The sequence below is a fragment of the Mesorhizobium sp. AR02 genome (assembly GCF_024746835.1).
In the GTDB taxonomy this organism is placed as follows: Bacteria; Pseudomonadota; Alphaproteobacteria; order Rhizobiales; family Rhizobiaceae; genus Mesorhizobium.
In genome coordinates this window covers 3,095,673-3,120,923 of record NZ_CP080531.1, presented here as the reverse complement: position 1 = coordinate 3,120,923, position 25,251 = coordinate 3,095,673, and the positions used below count along the sequence as shown (strand labels likewise).

Annotated in this window: 22 protein-coding genes and 1 pseudogene; 11 read left to right on the top strand and 12 right to left on the bottom strand. The window is 64.0% G+C overall.

The features are described 5' to 3' along the window. Positions 1–131 precede the first annotated feature (131 nt). On the top strand, positions 132–1,748 hold the full coding sequence (gene purH / locus DBIPINDM_RS19185) for a bifunctional phosphoribosylaminoimidazolecarboxamide formyltransferase/IMP cyclohydrolase (RefSeq protein ID WP_258588702.1): 1,617 nt from the start codon (positions 132–134) through the stop codon (positions 1,746–1,748). A gap of 140 nt (positions 1,749–1,888) precedes the next feature. Here purH and DBIPINDM_RS19180 read toward each other — a convergent pair whose 3' ends face one another. Together DBIPINDM_RS19180 and DBIPINDM_RS19175 are read right to left on the bottom strand one after the other, a co-directional pair. Then, the gene (locus tag DBIPINDM_RS19180; protein WP_258588701.1) at positions 1,889–3,265 is read right to left on the bottom strand and encodes an MFS transporter; all 1,377 of its coding nucleotides are present in this window, start codon (positions 3,263–3,265) and stop codon (positions 1,889–1,891) included. A gap of 246 nt (positions 3,266–3,511) precedes the next feature. After that, complete coding sequence (locus tag DBIPINDM_RS19175; RefSeq protein ID WP_258588700.1) at positions 3,512–8,302, bottom strand: NAD-glutamate dehydrogenase; 4,791 nt, start codon at positions 8,300–8,302, stop codon at positions 3,512–3,514. Between the two features lie 136 nt (positions 8,303–8,438). Between DBIPINDM_RS19175 and DBIPINDM_RS19170 the strand changes: the two genes are divergently transcribed. Together DBIPINDM_RS19170 and DBIPINDM_RS19165 are read left to right on the top strand one after the other, a co-directional pair. Then, on the top strand, positions 8,439–9,002 hold the full coding sequence (locus tag DBIPINDM_RS19170; RefSeq protein WP_258588699.1) for a peroxidase-related enzyme: 564 nt from the start codon (positions 8,439–8,441) through the stop codon (positions 9,000–9,002). Between the two features lie 138 nt (positions 9,003–9,140). Then, positions 9,141–9,467, top strand: a complete 327-nt coding sequence (locus DBIPINDM_RS19165) for a hypothetical protein (protein WP_258588698.1) — start codon at positions 9,141–9,143, stop codon at positions 9,465–9,467. Between the two features lie 9 nt (positions 9,468–9,476). Here the strand turns inward: DBIPINDM_RS19165 and DBIPINDM_RS19160 are convergent, their stop codons facing one another. After that, the gene (locus DBIPINDM_RS19160) at positions 9,477–10,091 is read right to left on the bottom strand and encodes a LysE family translocator (protein WP_258588697.1); all 615 of its coding nucleotides are present in this window, start codon (positions 10,089–10,091) and stop codon (positions 9,477–9,479) included. 171 nt (positions 10,092–10,262) lie between these two features. Here DBIPINDM_RS19160 and DBIPINDM_RS19155 point away from each other — a divergent pair, with 171 nt between their 5' ends. Further along, positions 10,263–11,090 (top strand): alkaline phosphatase family protein, encoded by an 828-nt coding sequence (locus DBIPINDM_RS19155; RefSeq protein ID WP_258588696.1) that lies wholly within the window; start codon positions 10,263–10,265, stop codon positions 11,088–11,090. A gap of 424 nt (positions 11,091–11,514) precedes the next feature. Then, positions 11,515–12,141: a DUF1062 domain-containing protein gene (locus DBIPINDM_RS19150; protein ID WP_258588695.1), complete on the top strand. Its 627-nt coding sequence runs from the start codon at positions 11,515–11,517 to the stop codon at positions 12,139–12,141. 62 nt (positions 12,142–12,203) lie between these two features. On the opposite strand, the gene typA is transcribed toward DBIPINDM_RS19150, so the two are convergent. After that, a complete protein-coding gene (gene typA, locus DBIPINDM_RS19145) occupies positions 12,204–14,033 on the bottom strand; it encodes a translational GTPase TypA (protein WP_258588694.1) in 1,830 nt (609 codons plus the stop codon). Positions 14,034–14,230: 197 nt separating this feature from the next. On the opposite strand from typA, the gene DBIPINDM_RS19140 reads away from it, so the two are divergent. Next, the gene (locus DBIPINDM_RS19140; protein WP_258588693.1) at positions 14,231–14,515 is read left to right on the top strand and encodes a hypothetical protein; all 285 of its coding nucleotides are present in this window, start codon (positions 14,231–14,233) and stop codon (positions 14,513–14,515) included. A gap of 209 nt (positions 14,516–14,724) precedes the next feature. On the opposite strand, the gene DBIPINDM_RS19135 is transcribed toward DBIPINDM_RS19140, so the two are convergent. After that, positions 14,725–16,008: an MFS transporter gene (locus DBIPINDM_RS19135; RefSeq protein ID WP_258588692.1), complete on the bottom strand. Its 1,284-nt coding sequence runs from the start codon at positions 16,006–16,008 to the stop codon at positions 14,725–14,727. A 72-nt stretch (positions 16,009–16,080) separates the two neighbouring features. Here DBIPINDM_RS19135 and DBIPINDM_RS19130 point away from each other — a divergent pair, with 72 nt between their 5' ends. After that, positions 16,081–16,698 (top strand): TetR/AcrR family transcriptional regulator, encoded by a 618-nt coding sequence (locus DBIPINDM_RS19130; protein ID WP_258588691.1) that lies wholly within the window; start codon positions 16,081–16,083, stop codon positions 16,696–16,698. 44 nt (positions 16,699–16,742) lie between these two features. After that, positions 16,743–17,337: pseudogene (locus DBIPINDM_RS19125) on the top strand (hypothetical protein). Positions 17,338–17,377: 40 nt separating this feature from the next. On the opposite strand, the gene DBIPINDM_RS19120 reads toward DBIPINDM_RS19125, so the two are convergent. The 7 genes from DBIPINDM_RS19120 to DBIPINDM_RS19090 all read right to left on the bottom strand — a co-directional run bounded on the left by DBIPINDM_RS19120 (position 17,378) and on the right by DBIPINDM_RS19090 (position 23,118). Continuing rightward, positions 17,378–18,319, bottom strand: a complete 942-nt coding sequence (locus DBIPINDM_RS19120) for an IS110 family transposase (protein ID WP_258581564.1) — start codon at positions 18,317–18,319, stop codon at positions 17,378–17,380. A 373-nt stretch (positions 18,320–18,692) separates the two neighbouring features. Next, positions 18,693–19,226 (bottom strand): inorganic diphosphatase, encoded by a 534-nt coding sequence (gene ppa, locus DBIPINDM_RS19115; RefSeq protein WP_095204318.1) that lies wholly within the window; start codon positions 19,224–19,226, stop codon positions 18,693–18,695. Positions 19,227–19,426: 200 nt separating this feature from the next. Then, positions 19,427–19,933 carry a GNAT family N-acetyltransferase gene (locus DBIPINDM_RS19110; RefSeq protein ID WP_258588690.1) on the bottom strand — a complete coding sequence of 169 codons (507 nt, stop codon included), beginning with the start codon at positions 19,931–19,933 and terminating at the stop codon, positions 19,427–19,429. A gap of 148 nt (positions 19,934–20,081) precedes the next feature. Beyond that, positions 20,082–20,720 carry a TPM domain-containing protein gene (locus DBIPINDM_RS19105; protein WP_258588689.1) on the bottom strand — a complete coding sequence of 213 codons (639 nt, stop codon included), beginning with the start codon at positions 20,718–20,720 and terminating at the stop codon, positions 20,082–20,084. Positions 20,721–20,729: 9 nt separating this feature from the next. Further along, positions 20,730–21,626 carry a TPM domain-containing protein gene (locus DBIPINDM_RS19100; protein WP_258589299.1) on the bottom strand — a complete coding sequence of 299 codons (897 nt, stop codon included), beginning with the start codon at positions 21,624–21,626 and terminating at the stop codon, positions 20,730–20,732. 4 nt (positions 21,627–21,630) lie between these two features. After that, on the bottom strand, positions 21,631–22,431 hold the full coding sequence (locus DBIPINDM_RS19095) for a TPM domain-containing protein (protein ID WP_258588688.1): 801 nt from the start codon (positions 22,429–22,431) through the stop codon (positions 21,631–21,633). A gap of 48 nt (positions 22,432–22,479) precedes the next feature. Next, on the bottom strand, positions 22,480–23,118 hold the full coding sequence (locus DBIPINDM_RS19090; RefSeq protein ID WP_115140015.1) for a LemA family protein: 639 nt from the start codon (positions 23,116–23,118) through the stop codon (positions 22,480–22,482). 163 nt (positions 23,119–23,281) lie between these two features. Between DBIPINDM_RS19090 and DBIPINDM_RS19085 the strand changes: the two genes are divergently transcribed. Genes DBIPINDM_RS19085 through DBIPINDM_RS19075 form a run of 3 tightly spaced genes read left to right on the top strand, consistent with a single transcriptional unit; the run spans position 23,282 to position 25,198 of the window. Next, on the top strand, positions 23,282–23,533 hold the full coding sequence (locus tag DBIPINDM_RS19085; protein WP_258588687.1) for a hypothetical protein: 252 nt from the start codon (positions 23,282–23,284) through the stop codon (positions 23,531–23,533). A 13-nt stretch (positions 23,534–23,546) separates the two neighbouring features. Next, positions 23,547–24,431, top strand: a complete 885-nt coding sequence (pdxY, locus tag DBIPINDM_RS19080) for a pyridoxal kinase PdxY (RefSeq protein ID WP_095204323.1) — start codon at positions 23,547–23,549, stop codon at positions 24,429–24,431. After that, positions 24,428–25,198, top strand: a complete 771-nt coding sequence (locus tag DBIPINDM_RS19075) for a DUF429 domain-containing protein (RefSeq protein ID WP_258588686.1) — start codon at positions 24,428–24,430, stop codon at positions 25,196–25,198. Before pdxY ends, DBIPINDM_RS19075 begins: the two co-directional genes overlap by 4 nt. Positions 25,199–25,251: the final 53 nt, after the last annotated feature.

The following is a 25,251-nucleotide window of genomic DNA, read 5'->3' as shown; positions in this document are numbered from 1 at the left end:
GAGGAGACCAGCCTATACCCGAGGCCGGCAAATTGCATATCAAACCGCCGAATGGTGCACGACGCTTGATTTCCTGATGTCATGTGCTACGGCGCGGGCTTGCCCCTCCAGCCGTGAAAGGCCGCCAGCCCATGGCCGTCGCCGCCAAGAACATTCCCGCACCGGATCTCGTTCCCGTCCGCCGTGCCTTGCTCTCCGTTTTCGACAAGACCGGCCTCATCGACTTCGCCAGGGCATTGGCCGCGGCCGGTGTCGAACTGGTCTCGACCGGCGGCACCGCCAAGGCGATCGCCGAGGCGGGCCTGGCGGTGCGCGACGTCTCCGAGCTCACCGGTTTTCCCGAGATCATGGACGGCCGCGTCAAGACGCTGCATCCGTCCGTGCACGGCGCGCTGCTTGGCGTGCGCGACGACCCCGAACACGCGGCGGCGATGCGCAAACACCACATCGAGCCGATCGATCTCCTCGTCTCGAACCTCTATCCGTTCGAGGAAGTCCGCCGCTCCGGCGCCGACTATGCCGCGATCGTCGAGAACATCGACATTGGCGGCCCGGCGATGATCCGCGCCTCGGCCAAGAACCACGCCTATGTCGCCATCGTCACCGACCCAGGCGACTATGCCTCGGTGCTGAACGCGCTGGAAATGAACATCGGCTCGCTGTCGCTGGATTTCCGCAAGAAGCTGGCGGCCAAGGCCTTTGCCCGCACCGCCAGCTATGACGCGGCGATCTCCGGCTGGTTCGCCGAGACGCTCGAGATCGACCACCCGACCTGGCGCGCCTTCGGCGGCAGGCTGACCGAGGTGATGCGCTACGGCGAGAACCCGCACCAGAGCGCCGGCTTCTACGTCAATGGCGACAAGCGGCCGGGCGTTGCCACCGCGCGCCAGCTGCAGGGCAAGCAGCTGTCCTACAACAACATCAACGACACCGACGCCGCCTTCGAACTGGCCGGCGAGTTCGACCCTGCCCACTCCGCCGCTGTCGCCATCATCAAGCACGCCAACCCCTGCGGTGTCGCCGAAGGCACATCGCTCAAGGCTGCTTACGCCAAGGCGCTGGCCTGCGATCCGGTCTCGGCCTTCGGCGGCATCGTCGCCTTAAACCGCACCCTCGACGCCGAGGCGGCGCAGGAAATTGTGAAAACCTTCACCGAGGTCATCATCGCGCCCGATGCGACCGAAGAGGCGGCGGCAATCATCGCGGCGAAGAAGAACCTGCGCCTGCTGGTTACCGGCGGCCTGCCGGATCCGCGCTCGCCCGGCGCGACGGTCAAATCCGTCGCCGGTGGCATGCTCGTCCAGAGCCGCGACAATGCCGTGGTCGACGATCTTGAACTGAAAGTAGTGACCAAGCGCGCGCCGACATCAGCCGAAATGGCCGATCTCAAATTCGCCTTCCGCGTCGCCAAGCACGTCAAGTCGAACGCCATCGTCTACGTCAAGGACGGCGCCACCGTCGGCATCGGCGCCGGCCAGATGAGCCGTGTCGATTCCTCACGCATCGCCGCGCGCAAAGCGCTCGACGCGGCGGAGGCTGCCGGCATGGCTGAGCCGCTGACCAAGGGCTCGGTCGTCGCCTCCGACGCCTTCTTCCCCTTCGCCGACGGCTTGCTTGCCGCGGTTGCAGCCGGCGCCACCGCCGTCATCCAGCCCGGCGGCTCGATGCGCGACGACGACGTCATCGCCGCTGCCGATGAGCATGGCATTGCGATGGTGTTTACCGGGGTTAGGCATTTCAGGCATTAGGCGCCTTACCCTCCCCCTTGTGGGGAGGGTCGGCGCACGATCTTTGCGAAGCAAAGTTCGTGAGACGGGGTGGGGGCAGCGCCGCCCCCCACCCCGCTCCGCTTCGCGGATCGACCCTCCCCACAAGGGGGAGGGTAAAGTCACTCCGCCGGCCGATCCGCCGGATAAGGCGTCTCGATCAGGATCGCCATGCCGATACCCAGGAACAGGATGATCACGGCCATGCCGAGCCGCGCCGAGTCGCTGAGCGCGGTGATGGTTGCCACCAGGAACGGCGCCAGAAAACTGGTTGCCCGGCCGGCCAGCGCGTAGATGCCGAAATAGCGGCCGGATTCGGCTGCTGTCACGCTGCGCGCCATGTAGGAGCGCGACGACGCCTGCACCGGCCCGAAGGCCAGCCCGATCAGCAGGCCGTATAGGATGTAGGCCTTCTCGGCCGCCGTACCGAACAGGCCACCTGAGTCGACTGTCGAAAGCTGGATCAGGCCGAGCAGCGTGAAGCCCGGACCGGTCGAGATGACGCCGATGGTAGCGATGGACAGCATTACCAGCGCAATCATCACCACGGCCTTGGAGCCGAGCGCGGTGTCGAGCCGCGCCGCGATCCAGCAGCCGAAGATGGCAACGACATTGAGGATGATGCCGAACATGCCGATCTCGGTGATCGACCAGTGGAACATGCCCGCCGCGAAGGTGCCGCCGAGCGCCAGCAGCGCGTTGACACCGTCCTGGTAGATCATGCGGGCGACGAGGAAGCGGAAGATGCCGCCGCGCCGGCGCACCTCGGCCAGCGTCGATTTCAGCTCCGACAGACCCTCGCGCACCGCCGGCCCGATCGGGATGCCCTTGATGGCATCGGGGGTGAAGAAGAACATCGGCAGGATGAACAGGAAGTACCAGCCGGCCGACAACGGCCCGGTGGCGCGCGCATCCTCGCCGAGCTTCGGGTCGAGCCCGAACAGCGGGTTGATGCCGATGATCGTCTTGCCGGTCTCCGGCGAGCCGGCGAGACAGGTGACGACGAAGATCAGCGCAATCATGCCGCCGAGATAGCCGAGCCCCCAGGCCGTGTTGGAGATACGGCCGATCTCGCTCTTCGGCACCAGCCGCGGCATCATGGAATCGTTGAACACGGTGGAGAATTCCGCCGCCACCGACGCCAGAGAGAACAGCGCCACGATCAGGAACAGGTTCGAGCCGGGCGCCGCGAACCAGAGCAAGGCGAGGCTGGTGATCTTGATCGCGGCGAAGAAGGCGATCCACGGTTTTCGCGGCCCGGTCTGGTCGGCGATCGAGCCGAGGATCGGCGACAGCACGGCGATGACCAACCCCGCCGCGGCGATGCCGTAGCCCCAGACGGCTTGACCGGTGGTCGGATCGCTCGCCATGCGCGAGACAAAATAGGGGCCGAAGATGAAGGTGGTGACGACCGTGAAGAACGGCTGCGCCGCCCAGTCGAAGAACATCCATCCCCAGATGCCGCGCCCGGACGCACGCTGCACTGCTACCTCGGCCATATCCCCTCCACTCGCCTACGTTTCGTCGGCGGCGCCATGTCTGCATGTTTTCCGATGGTCATGCAAACACAAGCGTCGCGCCACGATACATTGGCTTGTTCACTCTCATCTCCGAGCGAATGGAGCAAGGCACCAACCCCTACCTCCCCCTTGTGGGGAGGTCGGACCGAAGGTCCGGGTGGGGGTCGGCGCCGCCCCCACCCCGCTGCTTCGCAGCGACCCTCCCCACAACGGGGAGGGTAAGCCTCACATCCCCGTCAGATCACTCATCAGCCCCGACGCCACCGACAGCCGCGACACGGTGATGTCGCCGCCTTCGGTCAGCGCCTGCAGCCGCTCGCGGATACGCGCCACCCGCTCGCCACCGGCTTCCAGCCAGGCCGCCACAGGATCCGCCACCTTGGCGTGGCCGGTGAGTGCCGCCACCGCAATGCCGCGCCGTGCAGCACCAATCGTGTCGGTGGCGCGCGACAGCGCCAGCTGGTCATAATAGTCCGACGGCGTGATCGAGCGCGCCGCGTCCTCGACACGCGGGATGCGGAAGGCATCGCTGACGGCGAAGAACGCTCGTGCCGCCGCGACGATGTCGGCGCCGGCCGTGCGCGCCGTCAGCGCGATGTCGGGGATGAGTTCCGCCACCTCGCTCAGCGCCAGCTGCTCGGCGAGCTTTTCCGGCGCGCCGGCCTTGAACAGCCCGTGCCGCTTCTCCTCGATGCGCTCGCGCGAGAAGGCCGGCAGCAGCGAAACGAGCTTGGTCTCCAGCGCCTTGCGGGCTTCTTGCAGCTCTGCGATGCGCTGGCCCAGAGGGGCCGTGCCGGCATCGTTCTTGAGATACCAGCCGCTGGTGACGTAGATCAGCCGGCTGACCATCTGGTAGAGATCGAGCTGCACCTGGCCATCGATCTGGTTGTCCAGAGCGTCGATCTCGCGATAGAGCGCCGGCAGCGCAAAGCCGTCACGCACCACGGCGAAGGTGCGCACCACGTCGGCAGCGGTGCGCCCGGTCGCCTCCTGCAGCCGGTTGACGAAAGACGGGCCGCCGCGGTTGACCAGATCGTTGGCGACGACGCGGGCGATGATCTCGCGGCGCAGCCGGTGGCCGTGGATTTCGGCGGCGTATTTCTTCGCCATCCGGTCCGGGAAGTAACCCATCAGGTCGCGGTCGAAATGCGCGTCATCAGGCACGTCGCTGGCAACGATGTCGGAGAACAGCACGATCTTGGCATAGGCGAGCAGCACGCCGAGTTCGGCTCTGGTCAGCGGCTCACCACGCGCCTCGCGCTCGGCGAGCGCCGCCGGTGAAGGCAGCGTCTCGACCACGCGGTCGAGCAGGCCGCGCGCTTCCAGCGCCGTCATGAAACGGCTCTGATGCGCGATGTCGGCAAGGCCGCGCTTGCGGGCGATCGAAAGCGCCAGCGTCTGCTGGTAGTTGTTGGACAGCACCAGCCCGCCGACCTCGTCGGTCATCTCCGCCAGCAGCTTGTTGCGTGCCGGGCGCGTCAACGATCCCTTGCGCATGGCCGACGCCAGCGCGATCTTGATGTTGACCTCGACGTCGGAGCAATTGACACCGCCCGAATTGTCGATGGCGTCGGAATTGCAGCGGCCGCCACTCATGCCGAACTCGATGCGCGCCCGCTGCGTCACGCCGAGATTGGCGCCCTCGCCGATCACCTTGGCGCGCACGTCGAGCGCGGTGATGCGGATGGCATCATTGGCGCGGTCGCCGACCTCGGCATTGGTCTCGGTCGATGCCCTGAGATACGTGCCGATGCCGCCGAACCACAGGAGGTCGACCGGCGCCTTGAGGATGGCGGTCATGATCTCGACCGGCGTGGCGGTCGTCTTCGCCAGGCCGATGGCCGCCGCTGCCGCTGCCGGCAAGGTGATCGACTTCTGGCTGCGCGAGACGATGATGCCGCCTTCCGACAGCTTGCTCTTGTCATAGTCCTGCCAGCTCGAACGCGGCAGCGCGAACATGCGCACGCGCTCGGCCATCGAGGCCGCCAAATCCGGATCGGGATCGATGAAGATGTCGCGATGGTCGAAGGCGGCGATCAACCTTGTCTGCGGCGACAACAGCATGCCGTTGCCGAACACGTCACCCGACATGTCGCCGACACCGACGACGGTGAACGGCGAGGTCTGGATGTCGCGGTTGATCTCGCGGAAATGCCGCTTGACCGCTTCCCAGGCACCCTTGGCGGTGATGCCCATCTTCTTGTGGTCGTAGCCGGCCGAGCCGCCGCTGGCGAAGGCATCGTCGAGCCAGAAGCCATGCTTCTCGGAAATGGCGTTGGCAGTGTCGGAGAAGGTCGCCGTGCCCTTGTCGGCGGCAACGACGAAATAGGGATCGTCCTGGTCCCGGCGCACGACGCCGGCCGGCGGAATGACACCGTCCAGGCCGATATTGTCGGTGATCGACAAAAGGCTGGAGACGAAATTCTTGTAGGCCGAGGTGCCGGCCTCGAAGATCGCATCGCGGTTGCCGCCGGCCGGCAGGCGCTTGGGGAAGAAGCCGCCCTTGGCGCCGACCGGCACGATGACGGCGTTCTTGACCTGCTGCGCCTTGACCAGGCCGAGCACCTCGGTGCGGTAGTCCTGGGCACGGTCCGACCAGCGCAGGCCGCCGCGCGCCACCGGGCCGAAGCGCAGATGCAGGCCCTCGACCTCGGAACCGTAGACGAAGATTTCGCGCCACGGCCGTGGCGCCGGCAGTCCCTCGACCGCCTGCGATTCGAGCTTGATCGCCAGCGATTGGCCTTTCTGTTTCGTATCGGCAACGAAATGATTGGTGCGCAGCGAGGCTTCGATCAAATTGAGATAGCGGCGGATGATGGTGTCGTCATCGATGTTGGGCACATCCTCCAGCGCGTCCTTGATCTTGGCCTTGAGGTGCTTTGCCGCCACGACGCCTTCGGTCTCGGCCGTCGGGCCAAGCCTTGCAATGAACAGCGCATGCAGGCCGCGCGCGATGTCGGGATAGCGGTTCAATGCCGCGGCGATGAAATCCTGGCTTTGCGGAATGCCGACCTGCTGCAGGTAGCGGCCATAGGCGCGCAGGATGGTGATTTCGCCGGACCACAGGCCGGCGGTCTGGGCAAGGCCATTATAGCCGTCATTGTCGACATCGCCGCGCCAGACCGACAGGAACGCATCCTCGAACAGCGCGCCGCCATCGGTAAGGTCGATCGGCTTGCCGTAGCTGTTCTCGAGCTCCATGTCGTGGATGAAGACCATCCCGGATTGCTCGTCGCCGACCTCGAAGGTGCGCTCGCTGATGACGCGGAAGCCGATGTTTTCCAGCACCGGCACACGCCGCGACAGCGCCACCGGACTGCCATGGTGATAGATCTTCAGCGCCGCCTGATGCGGCTTCTGCTCGGCGTGGCGATAATAGTCGATGGCGATCGGATTGCCGGCACTGATCCTGGCGATGCGCCCGGCATCGACCAGCGCCACCGCGGCACTGAACGAGTCCCGGTAGCTTTCGGGTAGCCGCGCGGCGATGGCCTTCAACGCCTGGTCGCCGCCACCGGCGTCCGCCGCATCGGAAAGGGCATCTTCCCAGGTGCGCACGATGTCGCGGATCGCCGCCTCGATCGTCGCCTGCTCGACCTTTGGCGTCTTGCCGCCGGAGCGGCCGATGATGAAATGCACGCGCGCCAGCCCGCCTTCGGGGAAGGCCGGGTAATAAGCCGACAGCCGGCCTTCGAACACGGTCTTCAGATAGGCGCCGATCTTCTCGCGCACGACGCTGTCGTAGCGGTCGCGCGGCACGAAGACGAGGATCGAGACGAAACGGTCGAACTGGTCGGCGCGCACCAGCGCCCGCACCCGCGGCCGCTCGATCAGGCCGAGAATGGCCGCGGCGTGCTTGCGCAGGATCGGCACCGGCACCTGGAACAATTCGTCGCGCGGATAGCTTTCCAGCACGTTGATCAGCGCCTTGCCGGAATGGTCGTGCCGGTCGAAGCCGGACTTGGCGATGATGGTTTCGGCCTTGGACCGGAGATACGGGATCTTCATCACCGAGCGCGTGTAGGCGGTCGAGGTGAACAGGCCGACGATGCGCAGTTCACCCGACAACACGCCCTTGGCGGTATAGGTCTTGACGCCGATGTAATCGAGATAGATGCGGCGGTGCACGGAAGACTTGGCATTGGCCTTGGTGACGATCAGCGGCTCGGGCCCATGCAGGAAGGCGCGAATCTCAGGCGTTGTCGTCACCGCTTCGGTGCCGCGCCGCAGCACCAGCACGTCGGGATCGCTGAGGATGCCGAGGCCGGGCTTGTCGGCGCGCTCCAGATTGCCGCTTTCCTCGCCGCCGGTGTATTTGAACTCGCGCATGCCGAGGAAGGTGAAATTGTCGTCGCGCAGCCATTCCAGGAAGGCGATCGCCTCGGCGACGCTCTTCTTGTCGAGCGGCACCGGCGAATAGCGGAATTCCGAGATCGCCTGGTCGAGCCGGGCCAGCATCGGCCGCCAGTCGTTGACGGCGGCATGCACCTGGCCGAGCATCTTGCGCAGCCGCTCGGTCAAGCCGTTCGCCGCCTCTGTCGTCAGCCGCGGTATATGGACGTGGATGACGCTCAGTCGGTCATGATTGCCGTCGTCCTTGGCGAAATTGCCGTCGCCAAGGATTTCCTCGACACCGCGTTTGCCATGGCGGACGGTGATGACCGGGTGGGTCACAAGGGTCGGTTCGCCTGATGTCTCGGTGATCTCACCGAGGATGGAATCGAACAGGAACGGCATGTTGTCGTTGACGACGGTTATGACCGTCACCGGGCGGCCTTCGCGAACGACGCCCGAATCGGTCTCGACGGCAACGACGCACTCGCCCTTCTTGTGGCCGGCGACCGCCTGGCCGGCGAGGTCGGCGGCGCGTTCGAGGTCGGCCACTTCATAGGCGGCGATGTCTTCCGCCGGCGCGCGGGCGAGCAGATAGTCGGCGAGCCTGGCTGGCCTTTCCTCGGTCTTTGTCGCTGATGTGGCTTTTTTCTTCGGCTTAGCTGCGGATTTCACGCTGGCCATGACGCTATTCCCTCCCGTCGAATGCTTTTACGACTATCGTAGCAGATGACCGCTGTTTGGCGACAAAGGTTTGACGGCTTGCCAAGAATTATCCGAATTCGGCGGCAGGCCATCGTCCAATGAGGAGAAACGACCCATGACCGGCAAAATCACCGCACTTGATCTGGCCTCGGGAGAGTTGAGCGAGCCGACGAAAACCTATTTCGCCAAATGCGAGGAGAAGCTCGGCCTCGTTCCCAACGTGCTCAAGGCCTACGCTTTCGACGACAAGAAGCTGCGCGCCTTCACCGACATGTACAACGATCTGATGCTGGGCGAGTCAGGCCTGTCGAAGCTGGAACGCGAGATGATCGCGGTCACTGTCTCCTCCATCAACCATTGTTATTACTGCCTGACTGCGCATGGCGCCGCGGTGCGTCAATTGTCCGGCGATCCGGCGCTCGGCGAGATGATGGTGATGAATTTCCGCGCCGCCGCGCTTTCGCCGAGGCAGACCGCGATGCTCGAATTCGCCGTCAAGCTGACCGAGGAGCCGGCGAAAATCGTCGAGGCCGACCGGGCGGCACTGCGCAAGGCCGGCTTCAGCGACCGCGACATCTGGGACATCGCCTCGACAGCAGCCTTCTTCAACATGTCGAACCGGGTGGCCGCGGCAATCGACATGCGTCCGAACGACGAATACCACGCCATGGCGCGATAGCGGATCGCAGCTACCACCCAACCCGCGCCGTACATTAGCGGCCACGCATTCTCGTTGCTTGTTTGCCGGTTTGGTCCGATGATCGGCAGGCGGCATGACCGCATGCCGGTTCGATGCCGCTCATCACGGGAGGAGAACATGGCGAAGTTTCTCTATGTCTATCATGGCTCCGGCAAGATGCCGACGACCGAAGCCGAGCGAAAGGCGATGACGGACGCCTGGACAGGCTGGTTTGGAAAGCTTGGCTCGGCTGTTGTCGACCCAGGCAATCCGGTCGGCATGTCGAAGACCGTCCTGCCCGGCGGCAAGGTGGACAACAATGGCGGCAGCAACCCGACCGGCGGCTACTCGATCATCGAGGCGAAGGACATCGACGACGCTGCTGGCAAGGCCAAGGATTGTCCGATCCTGATGGAGCCCAACTGCAACGTCGAGATCGCACCGATCATCAATATGATGGGCTGAGGCTCCGCCTCAGGATCGCGCCGCAATCGCCGCGGCAGCGCCGGCCATCGTCGTGGCGCTGACGCGGTTGGCGATCTTCATGGCGCGCTTGCTCTTCAGCAGCTTGCGCGCCTGCGAGGCGGCGAGCACCCAGGCGAGATCGATGGCGATCAGCACCACCGCCATGGTCGCCGTCAGCTCGACCCAGCCGACGATGCTGACCGAAGCGAGGTCGATAATGGTCGGCAGCAGCGCCAGGTAGAACATCATGATCTTGGGGTTGCCGAGCGTGACAGCCATGCCGGCGAAAAACAGCTTTATCGCCGAATCCTCGCGCGGCATCTCGCCTTCTTTCGCATCGACAGGCGCCGTCCACATCTTCCAGGCAAGCCAGGCGAGATAGGCGACACCCACCCATTTCACGACAACAAAGGCGAAGTGAAAAGTCTGCGCCACCACGGCCAGCCCGAACACCGCCAGCGACAGCCAGATGCCCTCGCCGATCCACATGGCGAGCAGGAACGGAAACACGTCGCGAAAGCCCTTCGCGATGACGCGCGCGACGAGGGCGGCAATCGACGGGCCGGGAGAACCGGCAGCGACGAACAAGGCGGCGGCGAAGATCAGCAGCGAGGTGAGATGCATGGCACTGCCTTCCAAGCGGTTGAAGGGTGGACGATATCCGATCGATATCACCGCTTGCAACGTCGGTGGCAGCAGATCCCCGACCGGCTCCGCGTTCGGCCATGCCCTTGACTGCCATGCCTGACTTGCAGTCAGGTCGATCTTGCCGAGCAGGCGGGAGGAGGAGTTTTCGTGGTTGTGCAAAGTTGGCGCACGGTCGTCGGACGGTTCTTCATGCTGGCTGTCCTGGTAGCCAGCATGGCGCTGAGCGGAGCGCCCCAGGCCGTAGCATCGTCGAGGAAGCCGCCGAAGTACGATCACGTCGTTGTCGTGATCATGGAGAACCACAGCTTTGAGCAGATTTCACTGGCGGGACGAGCTGCTCCCTATCTGAATAGGTTGGCAAAAGGCGGCGCCCTGTTCGATCGATCCTATGGGGTCGCTCATCCCAGCCAACCCAATTACTTCGCGCTGTTCAGCGGCTTGACACAAGGCGTCCATGACGATGGCATGCACAGCTTTGCAGCGCCGAACCTGGCCGCTCGTCTTCGGGCTCACGGCAAGACATTTACGGGCTACGTCGAAGCCGGATCGCCGCGAAAACATAATCCCTGGGAATCGTTTGCCGACGCGAAGGGATTTGAGAAGTCTCTTGCCCACCTCCCTTGCGACTACGCGAAGCTACCATCCGTCAGTTTCGTGATCCCCAATCTCGAAAATGACATGCATGACGGCACAATAGAGGCGGCTGACACTTGGTTGAAAAATCGCCTTGGAGGCTACGCCGCATGGTCGAAGAAAAACAACAGCCTTTTGATAGTGACTTTCGATGAAGACGACTACCATACAGAGAATCATATATTTACTATATTCTACGGAGCTGGAATCGAACCAGGACGTTACTCCGAAAAGATCGATCATTATTCGGTCTTGCGGACCATTGAAGACATAGAGAGCATACCCCCCTTGGGTACCAGCGTCATCAGAAGGGTGATCGCAAGTGTCTGGAGCCGACGGTAATTTCGCGCTGGACATGTCACAAGCACCGATCGCCGGCGTCGTCGCCTCGACAATTGGTCGTCTCCAGGCCAGTTGGAAGCCATCATTCGTCTGAAGCCACTGGCACCCTTGCAGTCCCCATTGGCTACGGCTAGAAGACCCGCCGCGAAACAATTTCGAGCTTCATTTTGCCTCAGTAACCGCCGGTCTCGTCAACTCCCCCGACACACCTGCATGGCGCCGCGTTCGTGGTGCCTGTTTTATGTTCATGTGTTCCTCTGGGCGGCGGTTCGAGACCGGTTTGGCACTGCTGAACCGCTGTCGCGCGCTTTCCGCCAGCGACACCTGACTTCACAATCTCCGCAGCCTACCGCCACGCCGCGCCCGTACGGGCATCTCAATCATGCCGACCTGATGAACTTCCCGACGGGAAGGGCTTACCGGCATGTCTTCTACTCTGCGTATCCACTGGGCGATCACGCCTGCAATCGCACCTCAACCACTCATCAACTGCAATCGCTGCGGCGGCGTGAAGGCCTATCGCTGCAGCGGAAAATTCCGCGTCAACGCCAACGGCAAGCGCATCGACGTCTGGCTGATCTATCGCTGCGTCGACTGCGACAATTCCTGGAATTTCGGCATTTTCGAACGCTGCAACCGCCGCGATATCGAACCGGCGCTGCTGCAGGCACTCGAGAGCAACGACCCGGGACTGGCTCGGCGCCATGCCTTCGACATCGTCGCCTTGCGCAACCAGGTGGGGCGTGTCGAGAAGTTTGCCGATGTCGCCGTGCAAAAGCGCTTGCTTGGCGGCGCCGGGGAAAGCGCAGCGGCCCTGGAACTCCAGCTTGGGCTCGAAATGCCGACATCGCTCCGGCTCGACCGCTTGCTTGCCAATGAGCTCGGCATTTCGCGCTCGCGGCTTCAGGCGCTGGAGGAGCGGCGCCTGCTGGTCATCGATCCAGACGGCGCCAAAGCCCTGCGCAAGCCGGCCCACGCCAGAACAACGATCCGCTTCGACCTGGCCGGCGAGCCGGATCACGAAGCCATCATCTGCGCGGCCGGCGGCTGAACGAAAGAGGGGCGAAGCATCAGGTGCTCCGCCCCTCTCATACGCAATCAGAAGTCAGAAAATTACGCCGCGCCGACCACCTTGGCCGACTTCTCGAAACGCTTGCGCTCGTTCGGATCGAGATAGAGCTTGCGCAGGCGGATGGTCTTCGGCGTCACCTCGACCAGCTCGTCGTCCTGGATCCAGGCCAGCGCGCGCTCCAGCGTCATGCGGATCGGCGGGGTGAGCTTGACCGCCTCGTCCTTGCCAGCGGCGCGGATGTTGGTCAGTTTTTTCCCCTTCAGGACATTGACCTCAAGATCGTTGTCACGGGAGTGAATGCCGATGATCATGCCCTGATAGACCTTGACGCCCGGATCGATGACCATCGGGCCGCGGTCTTCCAGGTTCCACATGGCGTAGGCCACGGCCTCGCCCTGTTCGTTGGAGATCAGCACGCCATTGGTGCGGCCCGGCAATTCGCCCTTGTAGGGCTCATAGGCGTGGAAGAGGCGGTTCATCACGGCGGTGCCGCGCGTGTCGGTCAACAGTTCCGACTGGTAGCCGATCAGGCCGCGTGTCGGCGCGTGGAAGACGATGCGCTGGCGGTTGCCGCCGGAGGGACGCAGTTCCACCATCTCGGCCTTCCGCTCCGACATCTTCTGCACGACGATGCCGGCATGCTCCTCGTCGACGTCGATGACGACTTCCTCGACCGGCTCCAGCAATTCGCCGTTCTCGCCCTTCTGCATGACGACGCGCGGACGCGACACGGCGATTTCAAAACCTTCGCGGCGCATCGTCTCGATCAGCACGGCCAGCTGCAATTCGCCGCGGCCGGAGACGAAGAACGAATCCTTGTCGGGCGATTCCTCGATCTTCAGCGCGACATTGCCTTCGGCCTCGCGCAGGAGGCGGTCGCGGATGACGCGGCTGGTCACCTTGTCGCCTTCGGTGCCGGCGAGCGGGCTGTCGTTGACGAGGAAGGACATGGTCACGGTCGGCGGATCGATCGGCTGCGCATGCAGCGCCTCGGTCACCGCCAGATCGCAGAACGTGTCGGCGACGGTGCCCTTGGACAGGCCGGCGATGGCGACGATGTCGCCCGCCTGCGCTTCCTCGATCGGCTGGCGCTCAAGGCCACGGAAGGCAAGTATCTTGGAAATGCGGCCGGTTTCGATCTGGGTACCGTCATGGTGCAGCACCTTGACCGCTTGGTTCGACTTCAGCGTGCCGCTCTCGATGCGACCGGTGATGATGCGGCCGAGGAAGGGGTTGGCTTCCAGGATGGTGCCGATCATGCGGAACGGGCCGGGATGAACCGTCGGCTCCGGCACATGCTTGATGACGAGGTCGAACAGCGGCGCCAGGCCCTGATCCTTCGGGCCCTCCGGGTTCTCGGAGACCCAGCCATCGCGGCCCGAACCGTAGAGAATTGGGAAATCGAGCTGGTCGTCGGTAGCGTCGAGCGCTGCGAACAGATCGAACACCTCGTTGACCACCTCGACATGCCTAGCGTCCGGACGGTCGATCTTGTTGATGACGACGATCGGCTTCAGGCCGACCTTGAGCGCCTTGCCGACGACGAACTTGGTCTGCGGCATCGGCCCTTCGGCGGCGTCGACCAACACGATGGCCGAATCCACCATCGACAGGATGCGTTCGACCTCGCCGCCGAAATCGGCGTGGCCGGGCGTGTCGACGATGTTGATGCGCGTGTCCTTCCAGTCGACCGAAGTCGCCTTGGCCAGGATGGTGATGCCGCGTTCTTTTTCGAGGTCGTTGGAATCCATGGCACGTTCGGCGACGCGCTGATTGTCGCGGAAGGAGCCGGATTGCCGCAGCAATTGGTCGACGAGGGTGGTTTTTCCATGGTCGACGTGCGCGATGATCGCGATATTACGGATTTTCATGTTCTGGTCTCGGAAGCGTTGCAGGCAGCAGGCCAAAGGCGCTGCCTCTTTCGGTTGCGCGGCTCATACAGGGTTTTTCGCAGTTGCGAAAGAGGACGCGCGACACCAAATACTCATCAAATCTTAAGCATCTGCGTGTGAGATGATTTTGTTAACCAAGGCGGGAACCTTTTGAGGTCCCGGACAGTTCGACCATCATGACCGACAAACTCAACCGATTTTGGCCACTCATCGCTTCGGTGGCCTTTGCCTTGCTGCTGGCGGCCAACGCCGCACAGTCGGCTGCCGCGACGCAGAAGGGCGCGCGCGCTGTTGCGCAGTCCGACACCCAGACCGCCGAACAGGCCTTTGCCGATGCGCCTGATGGCGTTGACCCGATGGTGACGGGACCGGTCAGCACCGCCTTCAAGCAGAGACAAGCCAGCGCCAACTGCGACACCGCAGTGTGGCCGAACATTCCGATGGTCTGCTACCCGGACTGAGAATCGCATCGCAGAACTAGCGGCGAGGTCGAAGCTGCTAATCTCCCTCCTCGAGGGGGAGATGGCCGGCAGGCCAGAGGGGGTCGGTTCGACCAGGCTCAGCTCATTATCGCAGGCGCAGGAGGTCAGCACTTCACGCGCGAGGGCCCCCTCTATCGCCTTCGGCGACATCTCCCCCTCGAGGGGGAGATTATAGAGCTCGTCCCGTCCTATGCGGCCTGCGGTTCCGGATCGAAAACCGGCCGGCTGGTGTTGATCAGCAGCGAGATACAGGCCGCCGCGATGGCCGTCATGCCGGCGATCAGGAAGGCCAACTCGTAATTGCCCTGCAGCTCGCGCATGGTGCCGCCGAAAGCGGCGGCCGTCGCAGCACCCACCTGATGGCCGGCGACGATCCAGCCGAACACGATCGGCCCGCTGCGGTCGCCGAACGCCTCGTTGGCGAGCCTGAGCGTCGGCGGCACGGTGGCGATCCAGTCGAGGCCGTAGAGCACGGCGAAGATGATCAGGCTGGTCGCTGAGAAGCCGGAATAAGGCAGGTAGATCAGCGACAGGCCGCGGATGGCGTAATAGACGCCGAGCAGCTTGCGCGGATCGAAGCGGTCGGTGAGCCAGCCCGACAGCGTCGTGCCGATCAGGTCGAAAATGCCCATCATCGACAGCAGGCCGGCCGCCTGCACCTCGCCGATGCCCATGTCGCCGCAGAAGGCGATCAGATGCGTGCCGACCAGACCGTTGGTGGTGAAGCCGCAGACGAAGAAGGTGGCGAACAGGTACCAGAACACCCTTGTACCGGCGGCGCGGCGCAGCGTGTTGAGCGTGTGCGCCAGGAAATTTCCTTGCGATGCCGGCGATGTCGGCGGCACGTCGTCGGCCTCGGCGCCGTAGCGCACCATGCCGATCGAGGCCGGCCGCTCCGGCACCAGCAGCCAGACCAACGGTATCATAGCTGCCGTGGCGACCGCGACCGCAATGACAACCGGCTGCCAGCCACCCGATTGCGCCAAGGCGGCGATCAGCGGCAGGAACACCAGCATGCCCGACGCGCTGGAGGCCGACATCAGCCCCATGACGAGACCGCGATTGGTCTTGAACCAGCGATTGACGATGGTGGCGCCAAGCACGCTGGCGACGGCGCCGGAGCCGATGCCGGAGAAGACGCCCCAGGTGATGAAGAGGTGCCAGGGCTTGGTCATCAAAAGGCTGAGCGCCGTCGAGCCCGACATGATCACCAGCGAGGCAAGCAGCGTGCGGCGCAACCCGATCCTTTCCATCAGCGCGGCGGCGAACGGACCGGTGAGACCATAGAGCAGGATGCCGACGCCGGCGGCCAGCGAGATGACGTCGCGCCGCCAACCGAAGCTGTTTTCGAGCGGCAGCATCATGACCGAGGGTGCCGAACGAAGCCCGGCCGCGACCAGCAGGCAGAGGAAGATGACGCCGACCACGACGAAAGCGTAGCGCTGGCCAAAGGGACGGGATTGAGCTATCATGTTACTGACCGGTACGTTGCAGGGTGGGAACATGTATACGTACCGATCGGTACACGTCAATCGAGTCACATGATGCCAACGGACAAAAATATTGAACTGACCATCAGCGACGGTCATGCATCGGCGCCACCGAAGGCCGCCAAGAAGATCCTCGACGTCGCCTATGACCTGTTTTATCGACGGGGTATCAGGGCGATCGGTGTCGACGAGATCGTCAAGCGCGCCGGCGTCACCAAGCCCAGCCTCTATCGCAGCTTTCCCTCCAAGGATGAGCTGGCCGCTTCCTATCTCCGGCAATACGATCTTGAATATTGGGAGCGTTTCGACGAGGCGGTGAACGCCCATCCCGGCGACCCGCGCGCACAGATCAAGGCTTTCCTGACCCGCATCGGCAAGCGCACGCAAGTGGCGGATTATCGCGGCTGCGGCATGACCAATGCGGCGGTCGAATATCCCGAACATAGCCATCCGGCCCGCGTCGTCAGCGAGGCCAACAAGCAGGAACTGCGCCGCCGGCTGCGCGCCATGGCCGCCGCGATGGGCGCACAAGACGCCGACACGCTGGGTGACGGGCTGCTGCTTTTGATCGAAGGCGCCTATATCAGCGGCCAGCTGTTCGGCCTCGGCGGTCCGGCGCAGTCGGTCGCCCGCAACGCCGACCTCCTGATCGAAGCGAGCTTGAAGAAATAGCGATTGGCAGTACGCTGCTCCGGCCCGAACCGGAGGTGTCCGTCATGCGTGCCATTCTGATCCCGCTTGCCCTCGCCGGCCTGTGTCAGGCGGCCCATGCCGGCGACATATCGAGCGCCTATACTGATCTCGACTCCAAGAAGGACTGCGTGACCTACGCGCAGGCCGATGAGGGCGATGGCGACTGGGCCGATCTCGCCTGTTCGGGCTATCGCGGCTTATCCCGTGCTGATCGCCCATGACGACGCCCGCGAATCGCTGTTCTACGGCTTTCCGCCCGGCGGCGACATGACGTCCGTCTGGGAGAGTTTTTCAGGCTTCAATTCGTCCGGAGCCAAGGTCGAATGGCGCATCGAAACCAATGGCGACAAGGCCGTGCCCTTCGCGGTCATCCACCGCCGTACGATCAGCAATGGCGAGGACGAGAGCAAATCGACCGACGTGCTGCTCGTCGCCAAGGTCGGTCAGATGGATGCGCGAGAAAGCTGCACCGTCGGTCTCGTGTTGGCCACCGGCAACCCACAAGCCAACGACCAGGCGCGAAAACTCGCCGACGAGAAAGCGCGAACCTTCGCCTGCGGCAAGGACCGGCACACCGTCATCGGCAATGTGCCGCCCTTCGGTCGGGTGGATAACTGAGCACGTTGGAGATTGAGGACAGCGCCCCGCAGCTTCGTCATCAACTCTGAGGAATGGTGGCGTCTCTGAGCCTGGCGTTTAGGGTGACGACGATTTTTCGCATGACTGCAGCGATGGCCACCATTGGCTTTTTGCCGTTGGTGATGAGGCGTTTGTAGAAGGTGGCGAACTCGCCCCTTCCGGCAGCGGCGTGCAATGCGGGCATGTAGAGGATGCTCCTGATTTCCGGTCGTCCGCCGCGGATTTTGCGGTAGCCTTGCTTTTGTCCGCTGTCGTTTGGATGAGGCGCGAGCCCTGCAAGGGCTGCAGCCTTTCGGCGTGTCATGGTGCCGAGCTCGGGCAAGATGGCCAGCAGCTTGGCGGTCACGATCGGGCCGAGACTGTCCATGGCCGTGCAGATGGCGGCTCGATGCTTGAGGGCGCTGCTACCGGCGATCAGCTCGCGCATGGCTGCATCGATGGCTTGGATCTGACGCTCGACGACTTTGATCACGGCCTCGAAGGAGGCAGCGAGCTCGCGGCCACCAGGTGCCTTGGCGCGGTTCTTCTCTGCGATCTTGATGGCGATGAGTTCCTGGCGGCGGCGCACCAGGGCGCGCAAGCGGGTCTCGTCGGGGTCCGGGGCTTGCCAAAGGGTCAGCTTTTCCCAGCGTTCGCGACCGTAGGCTCTCAACATGGCGGCATCGATGGCATCGCTCTTACCGTGCGTGCCGTAGGAGCGGATGAAGCTCTTGACCTTGAGCGTGTCGGCGCGATGGCAGGCGATGCCGGCGCGCAGGCACTCTTCGAGCAGCAGGCTCTCATGGCCACCGGTCGGTTCGCAGACCACGAGATCGGCCTGTTTGTGGCTCTTGAGGAAGGCGCGGATCGTGCGTCGCTGGTTGTCGATGACTTGGGTGGTGGTGCCGTCGGCGGCGGTGATGGTGTCCTTGGCGATATCGAGGCCGAGGCACAGGCTCGGTTGTTGATGCAAGAAGGCCATGCTGGTGGTATCCTTCTAAGGCTTCGGATTGTTTGCGGGCGTGGCGCAAGCCAGCGGCCAATCAACTCTCCAAGCGATGGCGGACAAAGACGGCAGGGACCATGATGACGTCGGGTGTTGCCCGATCCCAGGGACGGTCGCCTGCCGCCGGGACTGCCGGTTGTGATGGGCCGCAGTCCCGGCCGCCACACTACCCAATCCTGCTCAAACAATCCTGGGGCGAAGCAAGGAGCGCAGCGACGCGGCGCAGACCCCGGGATCCATGCCGCGACATAAATACTGCCGCAACGGCGCAGAATTCTGTGCCGCTGCGTACTTCGGCTAGCGTCACGGCATGGATCCTCGGGTCAAGCCCGAGGATGACGAAGCCGAGTTACTTGCTCTTCTTCGCCCGTTCGATCGCGTCGACGATCATCTTCTTGGCATATTTGGAATCGTGCCAGCCTTCGATCTTGACCCATTTGCCGGGTTCGAGATCCTTGTAGTGCTCGAAGAAGTGCTGCACCTGCTGACGGGTAATCTCGGGCAGATGCGTGTATTCGGTGACGTTCTCGTAGCGCAGCGTCAGCTTCGGTGACGGAACCGCGATGACCTTCTCGTCCTGACCGGCATTGTCTTCCATCACCAGCACACCGATCGGCCTGACATTGATGACGCAGCCCGGCACCAGTGCGCGCGTGTTGCAGACCAGCACGTCGATCGGATCGCCATCGCCCGACAGCGTGTGCGGCACGAAGCCGTAATTGCCGGGATAACGCATCGAGGTGTGCAGGAAGCGGTCGACAAACAGCGTGCCGGCCTCCTTGTCCATCTCATACTTGATCGGCTCGCCGCCGATCGGCACCTCGATGATGACGTTGATGTCCTCAGGCGGATTCTTTCCGATGGCTATGGCTTCAATGCGCATGGTTTTGTCCCTCTCTCGATGGGGAGGAGATAGCGGGCGGCGCAGAATGGCGCAATGCGGCGAATGGTATTCACAGACGTCAGGCGAGACGCGATGCCATCCGATGCGTTCAATCATCCGCACAAGATGTTTCAGCGTCGTGATTTCACTGGGATACGCACCGCGTACCGGCCTTGCGGTCCACGATCATCCCCGGGCTGTCATTCCCAGACGAAGGCGACCTTCTTCAGCGCTTTTTGTTCGAAGATCTCGACACCCTCGGCGACGTCTCGGCCGCCGGCGCCGGCATAGAAGGCCAGTGCGTTCTGGTTGTCTTCCAGTGCCCAGACCACCATGCCCTTCAGGCCATGGTCGGCGAGCCGCGCCCTGGCTGCCGAAAACAGGCGACGGCCGAGACCGATGCCCTGGTATTCCGGGCGCAGGTACAATTCGTAGATCTCGCCTTGCTGCTTGAGTTCCCGGGCACGGTTCTTGCCGATCGTCGCATAGCCGGCGATCGTGCCGCCGATTTCGACGACCAGAACGGTGGCGGCGCGGCGAATCGCATTCGCCCACCAGTCGGCGCCGCGACGATTGATCATCGATGTCAGCGTGCGGTGCGGAATGATGCCGGCATAGGCGCCGCGCCAGGCTTCCAGGTGCACTTCGGCGATGGCGCCAGCGTCGCGCGGGTCGGCTTTCCGGATGTCGATCGTCAGCGTATTCATGATTTGTTAACCATAAACCCGCACCGGCCGATTGCAAGAGTCCGGGCGGCCCGCCGACCGCTTTCTCACAGCCGATCCTGACATTGCCGACATTGGGCAGAGCCCGTCTGAAAACGGGCCGGACAAGTGAGCGTCTAGAGGCGGGTTCTCAAATTTCGACCAGATGGTCGTCGAGTTCGTTGGTATCGCCCGAGGTGACCGGGAAATGCTCGGCCAGCACCGCGCCCACCTGCTCGATCGCCTTGACGAAGCCGTCGGCGAGCCGGTCGTCGCCGGCATGGGCGGTGAGATCACGCACCACGCCGTCCCAGACATGCTGGCCGACCTTGGCGTCGATACCCGAATCGGCGACCACCTCGGCGTAGCGCTCGGCGATCGAGACGAAGATCAGCACGCCGGTGCGCGCCGTGGTGCGGTGGACGTTGCGGGCGAGGAACTGCTTGATCGCATTGGCGTGCGCGGCTTGATAGCGCAGCCGCCGTGGCACCATATGGATGCGCAGGCCGGGCAACGCCCACAACAGGGCCAGCACGCAGGCCAGCGCCAGCAATTGAGCGATGACGAAATGCGGCAGGCGGATGGTGAGCCACCATGCCTCCAGCCCGTAGGCGACGGCGAGGCTGACGACCAGCATGCCAAGCGTCGCCATCAAGGCGGCGGGGGCGAAATAGCCATCGCTGGCATGGGCGACGACACAGTAGATCTCGCCATCGGTTTTGGCCTCGGCGGCGCGGATCGCGTCGGCGATGCGCTCGTGGTCTTCGGGGCTGATCGGTCGTGTTACCATGATCTTGTCTCACCAGCTTCCTGAAGAACCGCCACCACCGGACGAGCCGCCGCCGCCCGAAAACCCGCCGCCGCCACTGCTCGACCCGGACGACCAGCCACTGCTCGAGCTTCCCGACGACCAGCCGCCACCCGACGAACCCGTTGTCCAGCCACTGGAGCCCGAGGACGATCCGCTTGGCCCGCGGCCGTAACGAAACGTCATGCCCAGCCATCTATACACGCCCGGTGACAGCTTCGTGCCAAACATCGGCGGCAGGAATGCCATTGCCAGGCCGCCGAAGAACATCGTCGCCCACAGGATCAGGAAAATCGTAACGATAGGGTCCATGGGAGTGCTGCTGTCGGCGGGATTGCGCTTGCCGCGCGCTTCCAGCTCCTCCGGATTGCCCTCCAGCACCATGACCATGTCGTCGACGGCCTTCGAGATGCCGCCGGAGAAATCGCCGGCGCGGAACGCCGGCACCATGTCGTTTTCGATGATCAGCTTGGTGTGCAGGTCGGTCAGCGTGCCTTCGAGCCCGTAGCCTACTTCGATGCGCATCTTGCGATCGTTCTTGGCCACCAGCAGCAGCACACCGTTGTTTTCACCCGCCTGGCCGAGCTTCCAGAAGCGGAACAGCCGGTTGGCGTAGGGTTCAATCTCCTCACCATCGAGGCTGGGAATCGTCGCGACGACGATCTGGTCGGAACCCTTTTTCTCGAAATCGGCAAGCTTCTGCGTCAGTGCCGCCTTGGTCGCGGCATCGATGATGCCGGCATTGTCGACGACCCGGCCCGTAAGCGCCGGCAACTCAGCGGCGAAAGCCGCGAAGCAGGACAAAAGCAGCGCCAAAGCGGCCAGGAGAGCATGGATCGCCGGGTTGAAATGGCCAGGCCTCAACGGGCTGATGGTGCGTGTCGTCATGCCGTCACCAGCTTCCCGAGGAGCCGCCACCGCCGGACGAGCCGCCGCCGCCGGAAAAGCCACCACCACCGCCGCCCGAAGACCAGCCACCGCCGGAACTTCCAGAAGACCAGCCGCCACTTGACGAGCGGCGTCCGGGCTCGAAGGTCATGCCAAGCCAGCGATAGCGCCCGGGCCCGAGCTTCTGGCCGAAAATCGGCGGCAGGATCGAGGCGGCGATGCCGCCGAAGAAGATGATCGCCCAGATGCCGATGAACACCGCGAAGAACAGATTGTCGGTGTTGATCGGCGGCTGCTGGTTGCGCTCGCCGCGCGCCACCAGCTCCTCCGGATTGCCTTCCAGCACCATGACCATGTCGTCGACGGCCTTCGAGATGCCGCCGGAGAAATCGCCGGCGCGGAAGGCCGGCACCATGTCGTTTTCGATGATCAGCTTGGTGTGCAGGTCGGTCAGCGTGCCTTCCAGCCCATAGCCGACCTCGATGCGCATCTTGCGGTCGTTCGGCGCGACCAGCAGCAACACGCCGTTATTCTCTTTGGCCTGGCCAAGCTTCCAGAAGCGGAACAGCCGGTTGGCATAGGGCTCGATCTCCTCGCCGTCGAGGCTGGGAATGGTGGCGACGACGATCTGGTCGGAACCCTTTGTCTCGAAGTCGGCGAGCTTCTGCGTCAGCGCCGCCTTGATCCCGGCATCGATGATGCCGGCATTATCGACGACGCGGCCGGTGAGCGCCGGCAGGTCCGCGGCGATGGCCGCAAACGGAAGCGCCAGGACGAAGAGCACAACGGCGACAAGGCGACCCAATCGCCGTCCCTCATCGGCCCGCAAGATCACGACGGTTGACCCTGGCTATCACCCGCCCTGCTTCGTGCCGAAATCGACCTTCGGCGGCTGCATCTTGTCTTCGTCGACGGTGAAATTGGCGAAAGGCTCGTTGCTGCGGAACCAGAAGGTCGCCCACAGCACCGACGGGAACGTCTTCAGAGTGAGGTTGTAGTCCCTGACCGCCTGGATGTAGTCGCGCCGCGCCACCGCGATGCGGTTCTCGGTGCCCTCGAGCTGCGCCTGCAGCGCCAGGAAATTCTGGTTGGCCTTGAGGTCGGGATAGGCTTCCGAGACCGCGATCAGCCGCGACAGCGCGCTGGTCAGCCCGGCCTGGGCATCCTGGAACTTCTTGAGGGCTTCGGGATCCTTCAGCGTTTCCGGCGTCACCGTGATCTGCGTTGCCTTGGCGCGCGCCTCGACCACCGCGTCGAGCGTGTCCTTTTCATGCGAGGCATAGCCTTTGACCGTCTCGACCAGATTGGGGATGAGGTCGGCGCGGCGCTGGTACTGGTTCAGCACCTCGCTCCAGGCCGCCTTGGCGTTTTCCTCCGCTGTCGGGATCGTGTTGTAGCCACAGCCGGCAAGCAGCGGCAGCACGATTGCCATCATCAGGAAGGCGGGCAGCGTGCGGAATGTCGATGGTCGAGCAAGGCGCTGGGCAAGCATGATGGGGTCCCTCGGTAGAAGTTGCATGCGAAGCATTACCACAATCAGCGCGCAAGAAAACGGCCACGGACGGCAACTGCCGACCCGGATCGCCCCGCGCCTCGCAAGGCCCTGTGATTGGCCGCGCGAACGCGATAAGGTCCGGTCAAAACGGGACATCATCATGGCGGATCGCCAAGACAGCGACAGGGAATCGCGCCGTATCCTCGAGCGCGTCGCGCAGGAGACCGATCCGGCCGGCACCTCCTTCGTGGCGCGGACGACGAAAGGCGTACGCGACCATGTCGCCGCCACCGACGCCGACCGCACCGACCCGATCGAGGTCTGGGGTACGCGCATTGGCAGGATACTCGGCCTGCTTCTGGCGCTGGGCCTGATGGTCTGGCTCGTGCTTTTCCTCACCCGGGGCAGCTAGGAATCAAAAAACAATGAGCGCCGAAAAACCCGACGCGCCGCGTGCGGTCATCGTCATTTCCAGCCATGTCGCCCGCGGCTCGGTCGGCAACCGTGCCGCAGTCTTCGCGCTGGAGACACTCGGCTTTCCAGTCTGGGCGGTGCCGACGGTCATCCTGCCCTGGCATCCCGGCCATGGCCGGGCGACGCGCATCGTGCCGCCGCTCGACCAGTTCAAGGCGCTGATGGCCGATCTCGAGCGCGCGCCATGGCTGGGCGAGGTCGGCGCCGTGCTGTCGGGCTATCTCGGCGAGGCCGGCCAGGCCGAGGCCGTCGCCTCGCTGGTCGCCGCCGTCAAGGCCAGGACGCCTGACGCCGTCTATATCTGTGATCCGGTGATGGGCGATTCAGGTGGCCTCTATGTGCCCGAGCCCACCGCCGCCGCCATGCGCGACCGGCTGATGCCGATCGCCGATATCGCTACCCCCAACCGCTACGAGCTGGAATGGATGGCCGGCGCGCCACTGCCCGATTTGAAATCGGTGATCTCGGCGGCACTGCATGCTGGACCGTCAACCATGCTGGTGACCTCGGCACAGTCGATGATGATTGGCGGCACAGGCAATCTGCTGCTCGACGGCACCCAGGCGCTGCTCGCCGAACACCGCCTGATCGACAAGCCGCCGAACGGCCTGGGCGATCTGACGGCGGCCGTCTACCTCGCCCGCATCCTTTCCGGCCAGCCGCCGATCAAGGCGCTGCAGTCGACCACGGCGGCGGTTTACGAGATCCTGGCGCGCACCGCAAAACGCGGCGGCGACGAGTTGCAGCTCGAAACCGACGCGCAGAGCCTGTCGCACCCGATGGCGATGGTGCAGCTGCGCCACCTCACGCATCCGGGGCGGGACCGCCGGGCGTGACCTCGGCCGGGGTTGTGCTGGTCGGCGCCGACGGCTGCAAGGCCGGCTGGATCGCCGTGCGGCGCGACGCCGGCTCAACGCCCTGCGTCGAGGTCTTCGACAGTTTCGCGGCGCTGCTTTCGGCAAATCCAGACGATGCGGTTTTCGCCGTCGATATGCCGATCGGCCTGCCGGAGTTTTCAAGCAAAGGTGGGCGTGGACCGGAAGCGCTGGTGCGACCGCTACTCGGCGCACGCCAGTCCAGCGTCTTTTCGATCCCGTCCCGCGCCGCGCTCTATGCCGACACCAGCGATTTCACCACGCTCGAGGCCTGGTATGCCGCGCACCGCCGGGCGAGCGACGTGGCCAAGGCCACATCCGATCCGCCACGCGGCGTTTCGATCCAGGCCTTCGGCATCTTTTCGAAAATCCGCGAGATCGACACATTGCTGATCGCACGCCCCGATCTGCGCGGCCGCGTCTTCGAATCGCACCCGGAAGTCGCCTTCTGCCGTCTGAATGGCGATCAGGCGATGCAGTTGCCCAAGAAGATCAAGGGCAGCGTCAGTCCGGCCGGCATGGCGGAGCGCAAGGCGCTGCTTTGCCGGCACGGCTATGACATGGGCTTCCTCGACCAGCCGCCGCCGCGCGGTGCGGCCGCCGATGATTTCCTCGATGCGGCTGTCATGACGCTGATCGCCGGCCGCATCGCCGGCGGCACGGCCAGGCCGTTTCCGGACCCGCCACGCGCCGACGGTTTTGGCATACCGGTCGCCATCTGGGCATGACAGTGTCTGCGGCCGTCCCGCTTTCGCGCATGGCATTTATGGCCAGCCCCCCA

What these genes read in the sequence shown, in the direction of transcription:
- purH (WP_258588702.1), top strand. Translation starts at nt 132, where the DNA reads ATGGCCGTCGCCGCCAAGAACATTCCCGCACCGGATCTCGTTCCCGTC.
- DBIPINDM_RS19180 (WP_258588701.1), bottom strand. Translation starts at nt 3,265, where the DNA reads ATGGCCGAGGTAGCAGTGCAGCGTGCGTCCGGGCGCGGCATCTGGGGA.
- DBIPINDM_RS19175 (WP_258588700.1), bottom strand. Translation starts at nt 8,302, where the DNA reads ATGGCCAGCGTGAAATCCGCAGCTAAGCCGAAGAAAAAAGCCACATCA.
- DBIPINDM_RS19170 (WP_258588699.1), top strand. Translation starts at nt 8,439, where the DNA reads ATGACCGGCAAAATCACCGCACTTGATCTGGCCTCGGGAGAGTTGAGC.
- DBIPINDM_RS19165 (WP_258588698.1), top strand. Translation starts at nt 9,141, where the DNA reads ATGGCGAAGTTTCTCTATGTCTATCATGGCTCCGGCAAGATGCCGACG.
- DBIPINDM_RS19160 (WP_258588697.1), bottom strand. Translation starts at nt 10,091, where the DNA reads ATGCATCTCACCTCGCTGCTGATCTTCGCCGCCGCCTTGTTCGTCGCT.
- DBIPINDM_RS19150 (WP_258588695.1), top strand. Translation starts at nt 11,515, where the DNA reads ATGTCTTCTACTCTGCGTATCCACTGGGCGATCACGCCTGCAATCGCA.
- typA (WP_258588694.1), bottom strand. Translation starts at nt 14,033, where the DNA reads ATGAAAATCCGTAATATCGCGATCATCGCGCACGTCGACCATGGAAAA.
- DBIPINDM_RS19140 (WP_258588693.1), top strand. Translation starts at nt 14,231, where the DNA reads ATGACCGACAAACTCAACCGATTTTGGCCACTCATCGCTTCGGTGGCC.
- DBIPINDM_RS19135 (WP_258588692.1), bottom strand. Translation starts at nt 16,008, where the DNA reads ATGATAGCTCAATCCCGTCCCTTTGGCCAGCGCTACGCTTTCGTCGTG.
- DBIPINDM_RS19130 (WP_258588691.1), top strand. Translation starts at nt 16,081, where the DNA reads ATGCCAACGGACAAAAATATTGAACTGACCATCAGCGACGGTCATGCA.
- DBIPINDM_RS19120 (WP_258581564.1), bottom strand. Translation starts at nt 18,319, where the DNA reads ATGGCCTTCTTGCATCAACAACCGAGCCTGTGCCTCGGCCTCGATATC.
- ppa (WP_095204318.1), bottom strand. Translation starts at nt 19,226, where the DNA reads ATGCGCATTGAAGCCATAGCCATCGGAAAGAATCCGCCTGAGGACATC.
- DBIPINDM_RS19110 (WP_258588690.1), bottom strand. Translation starts at nt 19,933, where the DNA reads ATGAATACGCTGACGATCGACATCCGGAAAGCCGACCCGCGCGACGCT.
- DBIPINDM_RS19105 (WP_258588689.1), bottom strand. Translation starts at nt 20,720, where the DNA reads ATGGTAACACGACCGATCAGCCCCGAAGACCACGAGCGCATCGCCGAC.
- DBIPINDM_RS19100 (WP_258589299.1), bottom strand. Translation starts at nt 21,626, where the DNA reads ATGACGACACGCACCATCAGCCCGTTGAGGCCTGGCCATTTCAACCCG.
- DBIPINDM_RS19090 (WP_115140015.1), bottom strand. Translation starts at nt 23,118, where the DNA reads ATGCTTGCCCAGCGCCTTGCTCGACCATCGACATTCCGCACGCTGCCC.
- DBIPINDM_RS19085 (WP_258588687.1), top strand. Translation starts at nt 23,282, where the DNA reads ATGGCGGATCGCCAAGACAGCGACAGGGAATCGCGCCGTATCCTCGAG.
- pdxY (WP_095204323.1), top strand. Translation starts at nt 23,547, where the DNA reads ATGAGCGCCGAAAAACCCGACGCGCCGCGTGCGGTCATCGTCATTTCC.